The sequence below is a fragment of the Ruminococcus sp. RTP21204st1_B2_RTP21204_210225 genome, assembly GCF_040914135.1.
Lineage (GTDB): Bacteria > Bacillota > Clostridia > Oscillospirales > Ruminococcaceae > Hominimerdicola > Hominimerdicola aceti.
In genome coordinates, this window is the sequence record NZ_JBCPGA010000002.1 from 50,459 (window position 1) to 66,777 (window position 16,319).

17 protein-coding genes are annotated in these 16,319 nt (G+C 44.4%); 2 read left to right on the top strand and 15 right to left on the bottom strand.

Features of this window, described 5'->3' with window-relative positions; genetic code table 11:
- Positions 1-52: 52 nt before the first annotated feature.
- The 3 genes from hcp to AB5123_RS01070 all read right to left on the bottom strand — a co-directional run bounded on the left by hcp (position 53) and on the right by AB5123_RS01070 (position 2,712).
- Positions 53-1,615 (bottom strand): hydroxylamine reductase, encoded by a 1,563-nt coding sequence (gene hcp, locus AB5123_RS01060; RefSeq protein WP_117923074.1) that lies wholly within the window; start codon positions 1,613-1,615, stop codon positions 53-55.
- A gap of 67 nt (positions 1,616-1,682) precedes the next feature.
- Positions 1,683-2,201 (bottom strand): nucleoside recognition domain-containing protein, encoded by a 519-nt coding sequence (locus tag AB5123_RS01065; protein ID WP_337643643.1) that lies wholly within the window; start codon positions 2,199-2,201, stop codon positions 1,683-1,685.
- Entirely contained in the window at positions 2,188-2,712 is a 525-nt protein-coding gene (locus AB5123_RS01070; protein WP_117863266.1) for a nucleoside recognition domain-containing protein, read from the bottom strand. The genes AB5123_RS01065 and AB5123_RS01070 overlap by 14 nt, the downstream gene beginning before the upstream one ends.
- Positions 2,713-2,966: 254 nt before the next feature.
- Here AB5123_RS01070 and AB5123_RS01075 point away from each other — a divergent pair, with 254 nt between their 5' ends.
- A complete protein-coding gene (locus AB5123_RS01075; protein ID WP_368364455.1) occupies positions 2,967-3,215 on the top strand; it encodes an AbrB/MazE/SpoVT family DNA-binding domain-containing protein in 249 nt (82 codons plus the stop codon).
- Between the two features lie 113 nt (positions 3,216-3,328).
- Here the strand turns inward: AB5123_RS01075 and AB5123_RS01080 are convergent, their stop codons facing one another.
- The 10 genes from AB5123_RS01080 to AB5123_RS01125 form a co-directional block, all read right to left on the bottom strand.
- The gene (locus AB5123_RS01080; protein ID WP_337812004.1) at positions 3,329-4,192 is read right to left on the bottom strand and encodes a GH25 family lysozyme; all 864 of its coding nucleotides are present in this window, start codon (positions 4,190-4,192) and stop codon (positions 3,329-3,331) included.
- Positions 4,164-4,622: an Rrf2 family transcriptional regulator gene (locus tag AB5123_RS01085; RefSeq protein WP_041337236.1), complete on the bottom strand. Its 459-nt coding sequence runs from the start codon at positions 4,620-4,622 to the stop codon at positions 4,164-4,166. The genes AB5123_RS01080 and AB5123_RS01085 overlap by 29 nt, the downstream gene beginning before the upstream one ends.
- A 16-nt stretch (positions 4,623-4,638) precedes the next feature.
- Complete coding sequence (gene rpoD, locus AB5123_RS01090) at positions 4,639-5,739, bottom strand: RNA polymerase sigma factor RpoD (RefSeq protein WP_022288278.1); 1,101 nt, start codon at positions 5,737-5,739, stop codon at positions 4,639-4,641.
- A 42-nt stretch (positions 5,740-5,781) separates the two neighbouring features.
- A complete protein-coding gene (gene dnaG, locus AB5123_RS01095; RefSeq protein ID WP_337812002.1) occupies positions 5,782-7,545 on the bottom strand; it encodes a DNA primase in 1,764 nt (587 codons plus the stop codon).
- A gap of 23 nt (positions 7,546-7,568) precedes the next feature.
- Entirely contained in the window at positions 7,569-8,564 is a 996-nt protein-coding gene (locus tag AB5123_RS01100; protein WP_117891688.1) for a deoxyguanosinetriphosphate triphosphohydrolase, read from the bottom strand.
- A gap of 119 nt (positions 8,565-8,683) precedes the next feature.
- The gene (locus AB5123_RS01105) at positions 8,684-9,304 is read right to left on the bottom strand and encodes a YigZ family protein (protein WP_022288281.1); all 621 of its coding nucleotides are present in this window, start codon (positions 9,302-9,304) and stop codon (positions 8,684-8,686) included.
- A gap of 55 nt (positions 9,305-9,359) precedes the next feature.
- Positions 9,360-9,560 carry a 50S ribosomal protein L31 gene (rpmE, locus tag AB5123_RS01110; protein WP_022288282.1) on the bottom strand — a complete coding sequence of 67 codons (201 nt, stop codon included), beginning with the start codon at positions 9,558-9,560 and terminating at the stop codon, positions 9,360-9,362.
- A gap of 424 nt (positions 9,561-9,984) precedes the next feature.
- Positions 9,985-10,647 carry an orotate phosphoribosyltransferase gene (gene pyrE, locus AB5123_RS01115; RefSeq protein ID WP_278635370.1) on the bottom strand — a complete coding sequence of 221 codons (663 nt, stop codon included), beginning with the start codon at positions 10,645-10,647 and terminating at the stop codon, positions 9,985-9,987.
- Between the two features lie 45 nt (positions 10,648-10,692).
- Positions 10,693-12,945, bottom strand: a complete 2,253-nt coding sequence (locus AB5123_RS01120) for a hypothetical protein (protein WP_368364456.1) — start codon at positions 12,943-12,945, stop codon at positions 10,693-10,695.
- An 11-nt stretch (positions 12,946-12,956) separates the two neighbouring features.
- Positions 12,957-13,658: an ABC transporter ATP-binding protein gene (locus AB5123_RS01125; protein ID WP_046440751.1), complete on the bottom strand. Its 702-nt coding sequence runs from the start codon at positions 13,656-13,658 to the stop codon at positions 12,957-12,959.
- 149 nt (positions 13,659-13,807) lie between these two features.
- Here AB5123_RS01125 and AB5123_RS01130 point away from each other — a divergent pair, with 149 nt between their 5' ends.
- Positions 13,808-14,344 carry a nitroreductase family protein gene (locus tag AB5123_RS01130; RefSeq protein ID WP_041337247.1) on the top strand — a complete coding sequence of 179 codons (537 nt, stop codon included), beginning with the start codon at positions 13,808-13,810 and terminating at the stop codon, positions 14,342-14,344.
- 211 nt (positions 14,345-14,555) lie between these two features.
- Here AB5123_RS01130 and AB5123_RS01135 read toward each other — a convergent pair whose 3' ends face one another.
- Positions 14,556-15,554 carry a GGGtGRT protein gene (locus AB5123_RS01135; RefSeq protein ID WP_337812414.1) on the bottom strand — a complete coding sequence of 333 codons (999 nt, stop codon included), beginning with the start codon at positions 15,552-15,554 and terminating at the stop codon, positions 14,556-14,558.
- A 15-nt stretch (positions 15,555-15,569) separates the two neighbouring features.
- Positions 15,570-16,262: an iron-sulfur cluster assembly scaffold protein gene (locus tag AB5123_RS01140; protein WP_022288288.1), complete on the bottom strand. Its 693-nt coding sequence runs from the start codon at positions 16,260-16,262 to the stop codon at positions 15,570-15,572.
- Positions 16,263-16,319 lie beyond the last annotated feature (57 nt).

Below are 16,319 nucleotides of genomic sequence, written 5' to 3' on the forward strand. Positions count from 1 at the left end.
TTTACGACAAAAACGCAGGAACGTATTACCACGCTCCTGCGTTTGCGGCTTATCAGCCAAGTATTTTCTTTATATCTTCTTCAGGGGTGCTGATAGGAGTAAGCTGGAACTTATCGACCAAAACGTCAAGCACGCCCTTTGAAACGAATGCAGGGAGGGTCGGTCCGAGGTAGATGTTCTTTATGCCCAATGAAAGCAGGGTGAGAAGTATGCACACTGCCTTTTGCTCATACCATGAAAGCACAAGTGTCAGCGGCAGATCGTTCACACCGCAGTCGAACGCCTCGGCAAGTGCAATGGCTATCTTTATGGCTGAGTATGCGTCATTACACTGTCCGCAGTCAAGTATCCTTGGTATGCCGTCGATAGTGCCGAGATCCATATCGTTTATGCGATATTTTCCGCAGGCAAGAGTGAGGATAAGGCTGTCAGGCGGTGTGAGCCTTGCGAAGTCGGAATAGTAACTTCTGCTCGGTGACGCACCGTCACAGCCACCTATGAGGAAGAAGTGCTTTATCCTGCCCTCTTTCACAAGGCTTATTATCTTTTCGGCATTTGACAGCACTGCGTTGTGTGCAAAGCCTGTCGTTACTGTGTGACCGCCGTTCATGCCTGTCATTTCCTTGTCCTCATCATAGCCGCCGCACTCAATGGCTTTTTCTATAACAGGCGTAAAATCCTTGTCGTCGCCAATGTGCACAAGCTCAGGATATGACACGATAGAGGTGGTGAAAACTCTGTCGCAGTAGCTTTGACGGACAGGCATTATGCAGTTTGTTGTGAAAAGTATCGGTGCAGGGATATTGTGAAATTCCGACTGCTGATTTTGCCAGCCTGTGCCGAAATTGCCCTTTAGCTGCGGATAGGCTTTGAGCTTTGGATAACCATGGGCAGGGAGCATTTCACTGTGAGTGTAGATATTCACCCCTTTATCTTTGGTCTGCTCAAGGAGAAGTTTCATATCGTGCAGGTCATGACCGCTCACGACGATAAAAGGCCCTTTTTCAATGGTCAGTGGAACTTCTGTAGGGACAGGGTCGCCGTATGCGTCAGTGTTTGCGGCGTCGAGAAGTGCCATACATTTCAGGTTCACATTGCCTGTTTCAAGCACCAGCCCCAACAGCTTTTCAGGGTCGTTCTCACTGCCTATGGCACGCAGAGCCTTGTAGAAAAAGCTTGTCACCTCGCTGTCAGTTTTGCCAAGTGCCTGTGCGTGATAAGCATACGCCGCCATACCCTTTATTCCGAAGAGGATAAGTGATTTCAGCGAGCGGATATCCTCATGATCGTTCCACAGTTTTTTCATGTCGTAGTCATCAAACTTCTGAGAGTTGATGCGGTTTCGCTCAATGTGTATCTCCTCTGTGAGCTGTTTTATGGTGACATTATTGAAGTTCACGTTCGTGATAGTCGTAAAAAGCCCTTTGAGTATGAGCATATCTGTTTTTTCAGTTGATGAGCCATTTTCTGCGGCGTTTGCAAGGGCGATAAGTGCACCGATAAGCTCGTCTTGATAAACTGCTGTGTCGGCTTTTTTGCCGCATACGCCTACTTTTCCGTCACAGCCTGTGTTGTGTGCAGTCTGCTGACACTGGAAACAAAACATATCTTTCACTGGTAAGACCTCCGTATATTTGTGATAGGTCTATTATGTACCGATATGTGAAATTTATTCCTGCGTTTTATGAGAAAAACAGCCTTACTGCAAGTGCAGAGAACACAAATCCCATGGCGTCGGAAAGGCACGCCGCAGCAAATACAGAAGGGTAAGCTTTTTGTTTTATGGCTGAAAAATATACTGCTATGGTGTAGAATGTCGTTTCTGTTGACCCCATTAAAACGCTTGCCACACGTCCGCTGTAGCTGTCAGGGGAAACGTTTGAAAGTATGGTTTCAAGGCAGGCGAGTGCGCCGCTCCCTGAAATGGGTCTGACTATGGCAAGGGGTATGCACTCTTCTGGAAAGCCCAGAAAAGTGGTCACAGGTCGGAGCAGTTTTGCTATAATATCAGCCGCACCTGATGATGTGAACATTCCCACTGCTGTCATAAGCAGAATGAGCATTGGTATCAGCCCCAAGGCGATTTTGAGGTTTTCAGTCGCACCCTCGCAGAACACATTCACTATATCCACCTTTTTCACAAGCCCATAGCAAAGTATGAAAACCATAAGCGCAGGCACGAAAATGTCACCGAAATTCATGGCGTTCGTCCTTTCTGAGGTTGAGGGCGTAGACCATAAGACAGCCTGCGGTCACGGAGATAAGGGAGGAGAAAATGATAGCAGGCGTTACGTCAAAGGGGGATACTGCACCGTGTTCAAGGCGCATTGCCGCAATGGTGGAGGGGATAAGCTGAATGGAAGCCGTGTTAAGCACCACAAGCATAGAAATGCACTTCTTTCGTGCCGCAGGCGGAAGCTTCTGCATGGCTTTCACTGTGGCTATGCCTGAGGGTGTGGCGGCATTGCCTAATCCTAAAAGGTTTGCGGTCAGGTTCATTGTCACGGCATTCATGACCTCGGGGCAGTGTGCGGCATCTCTGAATAGTAGCCTAGTGACAGGGGATAGCATACGGGCAATGACCGCTGTTATGCCAGCCTTTTCACATATCTTCATAAGTCCGCCCCAAAGACACATCGAGCCACTCAGGTATATGACAAGCTCCACCGCTTTGTTACATCCTTCAAGAGAAGCCACTGATACTGCTGTCATGTCGCCTTTAAGAAAACCGCATAACAAGGCGGATAGGGACAATATCACAATTATTACGCTTAATATAATTAACACTCCTTTCAGCTAGTATTCATATCAAGTTAATATATAAAAAACTTTGACAATAAGTGTGAAATTTTGGTGATAACGCTTGACAAATGTAATTATGTTTGTTATAATATGTTTATCATAAGATTTATGTTAAATGAAATACTATTTTTGTGTTTCAAATTAATTTAAAGGGGATTGATTTTATGAAATCTACAGGAATTGTAAGAAAAGTTGACGAGCTTGGAAGAATAGTTCTTCCTGTCGAGCTCAGAAGAACCTACGACCTTGCTGTTAAGGACGCTATCGAGATCTACACAGATGATGACAAGATCATTCTGAAGAAGTTCCAGAGAACTTGTATCTTCTGCGGAAGCGGTGAAGAGTGCGTTGAATACAAGGGCAAGACAATTTGTGCAGCTTGTATGGCAGAGCTCAAGGGTGAAGCTAAGTAATTACATATTTGTAGTAATATTATGAAACAGACAGGACGGACATGAAAGTGTTTGTCCTGTTTTTATTTTATGTGATAGAAAAAGCGTGTATGCCAATGACATACACGCTTTTTTTACAATATTAGTTTTTTGAAATCATCTTCGCTGCCATTAAATACCGTCATGTGGAGATATTCGCCGCTTTCATAGAATGAGAATTTTACACGGTTGGTATAAGTCCAAAACGTCCAATCCATATCCTTGTCAGGCTTTGAAAACAGGCTCTCATACCATATCTTGTCCTTGTTAAATCTGCTGTCTGAAGCAACGATGTTTTTGTACGTCCGTTCTGTGCAGTATATGACAGGTCTTACGCCGTATTGCTTTTCTATCCTGTCGCAGAAGTCTGCAAGGTTATCTGCGGCTTCGTAATAGTCAGGTGGCAGAAGTCTGTAAAGTCCTCTCAGTCTTACCTCCACTGCAGGGATAAGCCTGCCGCTTAGATCCTCGCCCACAGCATTTATGAAATGCTCTGCCTGCTTAGTGCCGTCAGTATCAAGCTCAAGCACATGGTATGCTCCCACTGATATATCAGTGTCCTTTGAGCCGTTCCAGTTGTCACGGAACGCACCGTCCTCAAAGGTAGTGCCTTTGGTGGCTCTTATATAGGCGGTCTGGATATTCTGCTTAGCAAAACTCTTCCAGCGTATCTCGCCCATTGACTCCGTTACAACAGGTCCTCTTATTGGATAGTCACGCTTTTTCGGCTCATTGAACCACAGTCTGCCTGTATACAAAAGCACCGCAAGGTTTATCACAAGCACAACTGCACACAGTATTATCAGCCGTTTTACGAGCTTTTTCAGAAATCTGTGACGCGGCTTTTCTTCCTCGTAGACCTCGTAATTTGTGTAGTTTGAAAGGTCACGATCGTCATACTCGCTGTCTATTTTGTTTATAGCTTCATTGTCAAGCTTGAATTTCTTGCTGCGTTTCATTAGCAGTATCCTCTCGGTTAAATTCCTCAGAATTTGCGATAAGCTCCGCAAAGGTATATGTGTCAAGCTTGTTCCTTACCATTTCAGATATCTCGTTAAAAGCCTTCTGATAACAGCAGATACCGTCTGCACCTCTGTTGCAGGTGCAGTCTGGGGAAAGACATCTTGAAAAATAATATGTACCTTCTATGGCTTCAAGAACGTCTTTCAAGGTAAGCTGTGCAGGGTCTTTATTTATGATATAGCCCCCCTGCGTGCCTTTATATGACTTCACTATATCAGCCGCAACAAGCTTTCTCAGTATCTTCAGCGCAAATCGAAGTGTAACGCAGGCATCATTGGAAATGGTCTTTGCGTCCATTTTGTCTCTTTCGCGGCATAGAACGGATACTATTCTTACTGCGTAATCCGCCTCAAGTGTTATAAACATTTATTTCCTCCGAAACTTAGTCAAGATAATCTCTTACCTTGTTGCTCCTGTTAGGGTGACGGAGCTTTCTGAGAGCCTTTGCCTCTATCTGACGTATTCTCTCACGGGTAACATTGAACTGCTGACCTACTTCTTCAAGAGTTCTTGAACGTCCGTCCTCAAGACCGAAACGCAGTCTGAGCACCTTCTCTTCTCTCTCTGTAAGAGTGGAAAGCACCTGATTTATCTGCTCTTTAAGAAGCACAAGTGAAGCGGCTTCTGCCGGAGCCGGAGCGTCATCATCAGGGATAAAGTCGCCAAGATGTGAGTCCTCCTCCTCACCGATAGGTGTTTCAAGAGAAACAGGGTCCTGAGCGATACGCATTATCTCTCTTACTCTTTCAACGCTCATATCAAGCTCTTTTGCTATTTCCTCAGGTGACGGATCATGACCGTTCTTGTGGAGAAGCTGTGAGGATACTTTCTTTACCTTTGTGATAGTTTCTACCATGTGTACAGGTATTCTGATAGTTCTTGCCTGATCGGCGATCGCTCTTGTTATAGCCTGTCTTATCCACCATGTGGCATATGTGGAGAATTTGAAGCCCTTTGTATAGTCGAATTTTTCAACGGCTTTGATAAGACCCATGTTGCCTTCCTGGATAAGGTCAAGGAAGCTCATTCCTCTGCCCACATATTTTTTTGCGATAGAAACAACAAGTCTGAGGTTTGCTTCTGCCAGTCTTTTTCTTGCTTTTTTAGCGTCCTTTTCATTGCCGCTAGACATCTTTTCTGCAAGTTGTATCTCCTCCTCGGAGGTAAGAAGCGGCACTCTGCCTATTTCCTTAAGGTAGATCTTGACCGGGTCGTCGATAGCGATCCCGTCAGTTGAAAGGGAAATATCAACGCCGTCCTGATCCAGATCGTCTTCTGGGTTTACCATGTCAAGGCTGTCGTCAGTGATGATATCATCAATTATCTCAATATTATTTGCGGCACAGCTATCATAGAAGCTGTCCATTTGCTCGACGTCATAGTCGAGCTTTTCAAGAGCGTCAGTTATCTCTTTTGTAGTGAGCTTGCCTGTAGTTTTGCCGTGTTCCATAAGGTTATCAAGTATCTGTTTCTTGTCTGTCATTTCAAACACTCCAATCTCAATTTTTACATCGGTTGATCTTTGCTAATTCTTTTTGCGCATTTCTTCAAACTTTTTGAAGAAGTCATCGTCGGATATATCCTTCTGTTTCTCCTTCGGCTTGTAGTTTAAAAGCACATTTATATAATCCTCAGCGACCTTGGCGTCAATGCCCAGTTCGCTGTATTTTTCCAGTATCTCCGTTATCTTACCCACTTCCTCGGGGGAAAATTCACCATTAAAAGATGATACAGAGCAATCCTGCAAATCGGTTATCTTGCTCGTCAGGCTTTCGTAAACACGCCTATTGAAGCTGGTAACGAATTTGTCGGGCGGAAGCCTTTTGAGAACATCTCCGCAGGCGTCATGATTATTGTAGAGATAATATATGATACCCGCTTCGGCGGCGGATTCTCGTCTGTGTTCATTGGCTTCGGGGTTTATGGTGTCACGCTTGTCAGCGAAGGTTATAGTGCGAGTCCATTCCTTTTTGCTATACTGATAGCGACGGTTTTTAAGTATAGCATTAAGTTCTGCGTTGACAGTTGTGATGCTCACATTCTGTTCAGCCGCCACCTTTTTTGCGTATATCTCACGCTCAGTAGGGGAGCTTATATCCGCAAGGACTTTATAGGCTTTTTTGAGATAATCTATCCTGCCTATATCAGTGTCCATATCAATGCCGTCTTTGCATTTTTCTAGCTCAAACTCTATTGCACCGTCTGATTTTTTCAGCAAATGGCGAAAGTGGTCTGCTCCGAATTTGTTTATGTACTCATCAGGGTCTTTTGCACCGTTCATTTTTATAACGGTGGTCTTAAGGCCAGTTTCACCTAGAATTTTTATTGCTCTCGTTGTGGCTTTCTGACCTGCGCCATCTGCGTCATAGCATATGACAACGTTGTCTGCATAGTTGGATATTATCTTCGCCTGCTCAGGGGTGAGCGCAGTTCCGCAGGAAGCTACGGCATTCTCAAAGCCTGCCTGATTAAGGGAAATTACGTCAAGATTACCCTCGCACAGAAGAATGGTCTTATCTTTCACTGCGGCGTTTTTGGCGAAGTTCATGGAGAAAAGAAATCTGTTTTTTGAATACACAAGGGTATCTTTTGAGTTAAGGTATTTTCTCTTATCGTCAGGTGTGAGCGCTCTTCCGCCAAAGCCCACTATATGACCTGCAAGGTCGATAAAAGGAAACATTGCACGATTTACGAAGAAATCGAACGTATTTCGGGTATTCTTCTGTGAACGTGAGATAAGCGAGCCTTGCTCCAATTCTTCCTCGGTGAAGCCCTCAGAGAGCATATAGCTTTTCAAGGCAGACCAACTGTTTGGAGCATAGCCCATTCCATATTTCTTTATGGTTTCAATACTGAGCTTACGTTTATTTATAAGATAGTCAAGACATTCCTTGCCCTGTGGTGTCTTTAGCTGATGATAGAAAAACCTTGCGGCTGTTTTATTCATTTCATAGAAGCGCTTTCTGGTATCGGTGCGCTTGCTGTCATAGCCGTTATCCTCCGGAAGCGGCACTCCGCCACGTTCTGCAAGGAGCTTGACAGCTTCCCAATAGTCCAGATTATTGTACTTCATTGTAAAAGTGATAACATCTCCGCCTGCTCCGCAGCCAAAGCAGTGAAAATACTCTTTGTCAGGGTGAATATGGCAGGACGGTGTTTTTTCGTTGTGAAAAGGGCAGAGGCAAACATAATCTCTGCCTGTTCTTTTGAGGGTGACATAGCTGCTCATGACCTCTGCGATAGGGTTGGCAGCTTTAAGTCTTTCTATAAAATCTATAGGCAGCGGCAAATTTCTTCCTCCTTGGGTATGCGCTAATACTTTGTCCACCCCAATGGGATAAACAGATTTTTAAAGGTCTCAATGGCAAATCCGTCTGTCATGCCTGATATGTAATCGCAGATAGCACGGTCAATTCCGAACTGATAGGCGAGATTCATATAAAAGGCAGGCAGCTTTTCGATATGATGAACATAGTAGTCATAGAGCTTTGCTATCATGTCTTTAGCCTTGACTTCTTCTGATTTGCACTTTGGATTTGTGTACACAAAGTCAAACATAAATCTATGCAGTGCAGTGTAGGCGTCACTCACTTCGTCGTCCATATGCAGGCTTTCGGCTCCGCCCTTGATAAGCGAGGTCACAAGAGTGGTTATCCTCTTAGACTTGGATCCTCCAAGAACCTTTGTGATGTTTTTCGGGATATCCTCCTCGGTCATAATGCCTGCACGAACGGAATCGTCGATATCGTGATTTATATAGGCGATAACGTCTGCAAATCGCACAACATAGCCCTCTTTCGTGTCAGCTATCATGTTAGTGTGCTTTAATATTCCGTCACGGACTTCTTCTGTGAGGTCAAGGCCCTTGCCGTCTTTTTCCAAAATATCCACTACACGCAGGCTTTGCTCATAGTGGTGAAAGCCGTCAGGGCTAAGCTCGTTGAGTGCCCTTTCTCCTGCATGACCAAAAGGCGTATGACCAAGGTCATGACCCAGTGCGATAGCTTCGGTGAGATCTTCGTTGAGCCGCAAAGCCCGTGAGATAGTCCGTGCGATCTGACTTACCTCAAGGGTATGAGTAAGTCGTGTTCTGTAATGGTCGCCTGCAGGGGACAGATAGACTTGAGTTTTATGCTTCAGCCGTCTGAAAGAGTTGCAGTGAAGTATCCTGTCACGGTCACGCTGGAAACACGTCCTCAGCGGACAAGGTTCGCAAGGCTCTTTACGCCCTTTTGAATCAACAGACAAGCAGGCGTTTTCGCTCAGAAATTGTTTTTCAAACAACTCGGTTTGTTCTCTCGGCAGCACAAAAATTCCCCCTTACAGTATATAAAACATACTAACTCTATATAATATATACTATAATAGTTCAAAAAAGCCTTTATTTTTACATAAAGGCTGAATGTTTTTGTATAATCGCACAAATTTCATGCAAAATCAGCGAGAAGATTTGTTTCTTCTGACAATTCAAGCTTGCCGCAGGATATATCCGTAAGCTGTTTTTTCAGCTTGTCTGATAATTCAGACTTCACAAGAAATGCAAGATCTACAGAATCGGCAAAGTCCTCTTTTTCCATTATCACGCCATATTCAGGCAGCGCATAGCTGACCTTGCCATAAAGTGTATAGTCGCAGGAAAAGGATATTCTTGAACACTCACACATTTTCATTTTTCTTGCAGCGTTCACCGCCATTGAACAACCCTGAGAATAGGCTCTTGTAAGACCGCTTGCCCCCAAAAGTATTCCACCGAAATATCGTGTCACCACCACACAAACGTCTGTAAGCCCAGATTTGTTTATTACATCAAGCACAGGCACTCCGCCTGTACCCTGCGGCTCGCCGTCGTCGCTGTATCGTGAAACGTTACCCTCTCTCAACACATAGGCATAGACGTTGTGCCTAGCCTTGCGGTTTTCGGCTTTTATCCTGTTTATAAATGCGACAGCCTCATCAGCGGTGCTGACAGGTGCGATATGCCCGATAAATTCGGACTTTTTCTCCGTAAAGCTCGCCTGAGCTTCCTCATAGATTGTTGTATATCCCATTTGGTTTCCTCATATAAAAGAAAAAAGGAACGGAATTATCCGTTCCTTTTGAAAATTAGTCAAGATTAAATCTCTTCTTGAATCTGTCAACACGTCCGCCTGTATCTACGAGCTTCTGCTTACCTGTGTAGAATGGGTGGCACTTAGAACAAATTTCAACCTTGATATCCTTCTTTGTAGAACGAGTATGGATAACATTACCGCATGCGCAAGTAATTGTTGTTTCCTCATACTTTGGGTGAATTCCTTCTCTCATTTGACTTCCTCCTTCAAAACTAAAATTATGACTCATAGAAGCCCATCATTTCAGTTTAGACAGTAGTTCTATGTAGTATTTATCAATACGCTGAACAAATCAGCTTTATTATTATACCATTATATACGTCACTTGTCAAGCACTTAACACTTTTTTTACATTTATCCTGCTCATTTCGACAAAACAAAAAGGCAACCCATTGGCTGCCCTTTGCTTGTGTAAAAATTTTGGAGAGGATGAAACGAGCTAAGAGTTTGATCTTAGTGTTTACATTCTTTTTCTTTCTCTGTTCTACATTACATATTATAGCCTTTAGAGGCTGTAACTTCAAGAACAGACAAGTTACATTTCACTACAATACTGTTACAAATTATTTCAATTTGTAACTTTAAAATAACCTTAAATTTTCCTCAAAGCAGGCTTATTATTCGTGGTCAACTCCGTATGCTGCACGGTATTCCAGCATTTTGTCAAGATACTCTTTGCCCTCAACAACACCGTCCTGAATAGCCTTGATGATATCGTTGATGTTTACGATAGAGTATACCTTTACGCCAAAGTCTTTATAAGCCTGTTCAACAGCTGAAAGGTCGGTGTCAAGAGCCTTTTCCATTCTGTCAACTGTTATCACCATGCCTGTTACGTTTACGTCTGCGGCACTTTTGAGCTTTGGCATTGACTCTCTGAGAGCCTTGCCAGATGTCATAACATCGTCGATGATTATTACCTTTTCTCCGTCTGCAAGCTTCTTTCCAACGAACATTCCGCCCTCGCCGTGATCCTTAGCTTCCTTTCTGTCAAAGCAGTAAGAAACGTTGATGCCATACTTTGTTGCAAGCGCGATAACGGCTGAAACAGCAAGAGGGATACCCTTATATGCAGGTCCGAAAAGTGTTTCAACAGGTATTTTGTTGTCAGCTATGCAATCAGCGTAAAAGCCACCCAGCTTTGCAAGCTGTTCGCCTGTTTTATAGTTTCCGCAGTTGATGAAATACGGAGCTTTTCTTCCACTTTTAAGAGTGAAGTCGCCAAATGTGAGAACTCCGCTGTCTACCATAAATTTTATAAATTTTTCCTTGTAGGTCATATTGAACTTCCTTTCAATTATGTTACTTTGATTATACCACATTTTTCACGGCTTTGCAAGGCTTTTTTGTCTGCCGAACATAAGTCCGTGAGAGCCTGTGGCAAGGCAGAAAACGCCGTGTTCACGCATATCTCCGCATATTGAGTGTATGACGCCGTATTGCTGTCTATCGGTATTTATACGTGCGAAGCTTTCGCCCAGATCATCAGAAATATAAAAGCCGTATTCACCACTGATATTTCCTGTGACATACATTGCAGGAGTTTCTTCAAGCCCTTTTCCAAAGCCTATGCAGTTAATCCTGTCCTCAGGGAGAATATCACTTATACCCACGCTGTCACTCTTTATCTCAAAGCGGTAAAGTCCCTTTATGCCGTTTGCAAGCCAGAATACTCCGCTTTTATCAGGCTGTCTTGAAAGCTGATAGTGAGCGTATCGTGGACACTTTATGTCCGTTTTTATGGACACTTCTCTGAAAGTTGCACCTTTGTCACGGCTGATGTAAAGCCCCAGATTTTCTCTTTCTGCTATGGCGAAGAAAAGCTCGCTGTTGTAATAGTCCGAGAAAATTTTTACGTTGTGTTCATCTGCTGAGTTTCCACTGCTGTCCGTAAAAATGGACTTTTGCCATGTTTTGCCCTCATCGTCGGTATAGCAGACAGCCTTGTTAGAAAAGCCTCTGCCGCTTGCAACAGCCCACATTATGCGTTTGCCGTCGGCAGATATCGCTGTCCAACCTGAGTCTACATTAGGCTTTTCGATGTTGTCAAGCTTTTGGTCTATAAACTCAGAAAGCCCACGGGGCATGGGAAGTCTTTCCCACGTTGAACCGCAATCTTTGGATAAGATCAGACCACCTTTTGTTTTGCCCGTCCAGTTGCCACGGGGAGTTGCGACGATGTATTCGGGGTCGCTGAGGGTGAGATCAGCATTAAGGCAGGTGATGTAGCGGTCGCCATTTTCGTTTGCAAAGGAATTTTCACACTCACTGTCATAATCTTCAAAGGCAAAGCCACCAAGGTCGCCAATGATATCTATAATGCGATTCCTGCCATGGGGAGTGGTGTATACATTAAGGTGAACAGTTTCCTCGATACCCTCGCAGAATGGTTTGACAAGCACATCTCCGCTTGCAAGACCTGTTATCATGAACAGACCTGTTCCTGTGTTGAACAAGGCTGTGTCGCTGTCAAAAGGTGAAAGCTTTATGTCGCTTATCCAGTGGACACAGTTTCCGTCGCCGTTGTATCGTGGTTTCATGTATGGGATATTCCAATCAAAGCGGCTATATTCAAGCCTGTTCATTATTATCTTCCAGCTTTCACCGCTGTCGGTGCTTGTATAGATTATATCTCCGCCATTTTTTCGGCAGACAGTTGATAGCAAAAGCATTTTGCCATTGGAACATATTGCGCTGTAGCCGCATGGGATATGGTCCTCGGGGGTGATGTCTTTGTCAAAAACAGGCACGCCATTTTCGATGCGGTATCTGTATACCTTGCCGCCTGAAAGCGAGCCTGTGTCGCAAGCATAAGCACCCATACCACCGTAGAATACTTCTCCGCTTGAAGCAAAAGTGATGTATATATATCTGCTGTCGCTGGTGATACGCTGTGGCACGAAGCCATAATAGGAGGAGTTTTCGTATTTTACAGGGTCGGGGGCGGTGAGGGGAACGAAGCTTTTCAAGCCGTCTGTGGAGCAATACAGAGTGTGACCTCTTGTTACACCGTCAGGGGAGTTTGCTTCACCTGAACAGCCTGCGATAAAAAGCTTGCCCTCACTGTCTGTCCATATAAGCGAGATGTTTTTCTCGCCAAACAGGTCTATGCTTTGCCAGCTTTCGCCCATATCCTCAGAATAGATAATTCCTGCGGTCTGAGAGCCGAAATACACCCTGCCGTTTTTGTAAATAAGTCTGTCGCCTGTGGCTCTGCCAACTTCGTTTCCGTGAACGCTGCATGGCAGTGCCTTTTGTATTATATTTTCTCCCTTGTCATCAGATATGCAGATATAATTTGAACGTTTATCTCCGCATGTGAAAAACAGCTTATTGGGGTCATTTTCATCAAGGGCTATTGCAAGGGGATAGGTCTGTGCAGGGTCGTCTGCGGTAACTTTGTCTGCCAGATACGCCCAAGTTTGTTTATCAAAGTCATAGCGGTAGATACCGCCTATGTCAGTGCGGATATACAGCGTTCTGCTGTCGGTGGGGTGAAAAGTGATACCTGTCACAAAGCCGCCTCCGCCTATTTTCAGATTGCCATATTCGTATTTGACAGGTGAAAGAATTTTCATATATTTCTCCGTTACCATTCGATAGTAGAAACGTCAACAGGATCTTTGTTTATCTCAACTTTGTCTACCTTGCTGTTTTTGACGGTTATAACTCTGTCAGCCATTGGTGCGATAGCGGAGTTGTGTGTGATGACTATAACTGTCACACCGTCATTTCGGCAGGTATCCTGCAAAAGTCTGAGGATATTTTTACCTGTGTTGTAGTCCAACGCACCGGTCGGCTCATCGCAAAGAAGAAGTTTAGGATTTTTGGCAAGTGCTCGTGCGATAGAAACACGCTGCTGCTCGCCGCCTGAAAGCTGTGAAGGGAAGTTGTTCATTCTGTCCTCAAGTCCCACTTTTTTCAGCACTTCTTCAGGCTGTGAGGCATGTGCGCATATCTGTGTGGCAAGCTCTACATTTTCCTTAGCTGTAAGATTATTCACAAGGTTATAGAATTGAAAAACAAAGCCTATGTCATATCTGCGGTATGTTGTGAGCTGCTTTTTATTAAAAGTGGCAATGTCCTTGCCGTCAACAAGGATCTTGCCCTCGTCGCAGGTATCCATGCCGCCGAGCATATTAAGTATAGTAGTTTTTCCTGCACCGCTTGCGCCTACTATAACAGCAAATTCGCCTTTTTCTATCTCAAATGAAACACCGTCTGCGGCATTTATGGTTATCTCGCCCATTATGTATCTTTTATAAACGTTCTCGAATTTTACAAAGCTCATAGTCTGCACCCCCATATTGTCTTTACGTTATTGTATCACAATAATATGAACATTTCAAGGGCTTTTGCCACTTGAAAAGGTGAAAGTGATATGTTATAATTGTATCTGAAATAGGCGTGAGCCTCACATTTTGACAAGGAGAGATATAAATGGAATTTCAGAAGCTTATTGAAAGCAGAAGAAGCATAAGAAAATATGACGGCAGTAAAAAGGTAACAAAAGAGCAGATAGAAACGCTCATATCTGCCGCAACAGAAGCACCATCGTGGAAAAACTCTGAAACTGCAAGGTATTACTGCGTTCTCAGTGACGAGATGACAAAGAGGGTAAGAGAGGAGTGCTTGCCTGGATTTAACAGAGAAAGGTCTGAAAATGCGGCGCTTCTTGTAACGACTTTTGTACATACAAGAGCAGGTTTTGACAAAGAGGGTGATCCTGATAATGAAGTCGGCAATGGCTGGGGTTTTTACGATCTTGGTCTGCACAATGAGATACTTCTTCTCAAAGCGGCTGAGCTTGGCTTAGGCTCGCTTGTAATGGGCATCAGGGACGGAGAAAAGCTTCGTGAGGTGCTTGAAATACCTGAAAGCGAGATTGTAGTATCGGTTATAGCCGTTGGCTATCCTGCAGAAGCCCCTGCCAGACCTAAAAGGAGAGCTGTTGAGGATATTGCAAAGTTCTTTTAATATGGGAGTTATGCAGTTTTTTAGCTTGTATTTGTGATATTGACCTTCCTGCGCTTTAGTTTGGTCGTCAGACCTTTCTTACAGCATGGGGAGGTCTTTTTGTGCATAAAAATAAGGCGTTAGAACAAAATCTAACGCCTTACTGATATTCTTTTGAACACGAAGTCTTATCGTTGTCCACATTACAAGACTTGTGAAGTGGTTTAAAACCTTACTTCATAGCCTCTTCAACTGCAACTGCGCAAGCAACTGTAGCACCAACCATTGGGTTGTTACCCATACCGATAAGACCCATCATCTCAACGTGTGCAGGAACTGAAGAAGAACCAGCAAACTGAGCGTCGCTGTGCATTCTTCCCATTGTATCTGTCATACCGTAAGAAGCAGGACCAGCAGCCATGTTATCTGGGTGCAGAGTTCTACCTGTTCCTCCGCCTGAAGCTACTGAGAAGTACTCCTTGCCCTTCTCAAGTCTTTCCTTCTTGTATGTACCTGCAACTGGGTGCTGGAATCTTGTTGGGTTTGTTGAGTTACCTGTGATAGAAACGTCAACATTTTCCTTCCACATGATAGCAACGCCTTCTGTAACATCGTTAGCACCGTAGCAGTTTACCTTAGCTCTCAGACCATCAGAGTATGCCTTGCGGAATACTTCCTTAACTTCGCCTGTGTAGTAATCCATTTCTGTTTCAACATATGTGAAGCCGTTGATTCTAGCGATGATCTGTGCAGCGTCCTTGCCAAGACCGTTAAGAATAACTCTCAGAGGCTTTGTTCTAACCTTGTTAGCCTTCTCAGCGATACCGATAGCACCCTCAGCGGCAGCGAATGATTCGTGGCCTGCGAGGAATGCGAAGCACTCTGTATCCTCTTCAAGAAGCATCTTGCCGAGGTTACCGTGACCAAGACCAACCTTTCTCTGGTCAGCTACAGAACCAGGGATACAGAAAGCCTGAAGTCCCTCGCCGATAGCAGCAGCAGCGTCAGCAGCTCTTGTGCAGCCCTTCTTGACAGCGATAGCGCAGCCTACTGTGTAAGCCCACTTAGCGTTCTCAAAGCAGATAGGCTGAATGCCCTCAACGAGCTTATAAATGTCAAGACCCTTAGCCTTGCATACGTCAGCACACTCTTCGATAGTGTTGATACCGTACTGATTGATAACAGCAAGGATCTGCTTTTCTCTTCTCTCATATGATTCAAATAAAGCCATTGTAACAAATCCTCCTTATTCTTTTCTTGGGTCAACGATCTTAACAGCGTCAGCTACTCTACCGTACTGACCCTGTGCTTTCTCAAAAGCAGTGTTAGCATCGTCGCCAGCCTTGATGAAGTCCATCATCTTGCCGAAGTTTACAAACTTGTAGCCGATGATCTCGTCATCTTCGTTAAGTGCAAGACCTGTAACATAGCCGTCTGTCATTTCAAGGTATCTAGGACCCTTTGCAAGTGTACCATACATAGTACCTACCTGTGAACGAAGTCCCTTACCAAGGTCCTCAAGACCAGCGCCTACTACAAGACCGCCCTCAGAGAACGCACTCTGTGAACGACCGTAAACGATCTGGAGGAAAAGCTCTCTCATAGCTGTGTTGATAGCGTCGCAAACGAGGTCTGTGTTAAGAGCCTCGAGAACTGTTCTGCCTGGAAGGATCTCTGATGCCATAGCAGCAGAGTGTGTCATACCTGAGCAGCCGATAGTTTCAACGAGACATTCCTGGATAACGCCCTCTTTTACATTAAGTGTCAGCTTGCAGCAGCCCTGCTGTGGAGCACACCAGCCGATACCGTGTGTAAAGCCTGAGATATCCTTGATTTCCTTAGCTTTTACCCACTTTGCTTCTTCTGGAATTGGAGCTGCACCGTGAGCAACGCCCTGAGCGATAGGGCACATTGTTTCAACTTCGTGAGAATAAACCATTATTTACATAACTCCTCTCAAATGATTTTGGTGTAAATGTTGTATATTACATACACT

Coding starts and splice junctions, on each gene's coding strand:
- AB5123_RS01065 (WP_337643643.1), bottom strand. CDS start 2,201: ATGAATTTCGGTGACATTTTCGTGCCTGCGCTTATGGTTTTCATACTT.
- AB5123_RS01070 (WP_117863266.1), bottom strand. CDS start 2,712: ATGACAGCAGTATCAGTGGCTTCTCTTGAAGGATGTAACAAAGCGGTG.
- AB5123_RS01075 (WP_368364455.1), top strand. CDS start 2,967: ATGAAATCTACAGGAATTGTAAGAAAAGTTGACGAGCTTGGAAGAATA.
- AB5123_RS01080 (WP_337812004.1), bottom strand. CDS start 4,192: ATGAAACGCAGCAAGAAATTCAAGCTTGACAATGAAGCTATAAACAAA.
- AB5123_RS01085 (WP_041337236.1), bottom strand. CDS start 4,622: ATGTTTATAACACTTGAGGCGGATTACGCAGTAAGAATAGTATCCGTT.
- rpoD (WP_022288278.1), bottom strand. CDS start 5,739: ATGACAGACAAGAAACAGATACTTGATAACCTTATGGAACACGGCAAA.
- AB5123_RS01105 (WP_022288281.1), bottom strand. CDS start 9,304: ATGGGATATACAACAATCTATGAGGAAGCTCAGGCGAGCTTTACGGAG.
- rpmE (WP_022288282.1), bottom strand. CDS start 9,560: ATGAGAGAAGGAATTCACCCAAAGTATGAGGAAACAACAATTACTTGC.
- pyrE (WP_278635370.1), bottom strand. CDS start 10,647: ATGACCTACAAGGAAAAATTTATAAAATTTATGGTAGACAGCGGAGTT.
- AB5123_RS01120 (WP_368364456.1), bottom strand. CDS start 12,945: ATGAAAATTCTTTCACCTGTCAAATACGAATATGGCAATCTGAAAATA.
- AB5123_RS01125 (WP_046440751.1), bottom strand. CDS start 13,658: ATGAGCTTTGTAAAATTCGAGAACGTTTATAAAAGATACATAATGGGC.
- AB5123_RS01130 (WP_041337247.1), top strand. CDS start 13,808: ATGGAATTTCAGAAGCTTATTGAAAGCAGAAGAAGCATAAGAAAATAT.
- AB5123_RS01135 (WP_337812414.1), bottom strand. CDS start 15,554: ATGGCTTTATTTGAATCATATGAGAGAAGAGAAAAGCAGATCCTTGCT.
- AB5123_RS01140 (WP_022288288.1), bottom strand. CDS start 16,262: ATGGTTTATTCTCACGAAGTTGAAACAATGTGCCCTATCGCTCAGGGC.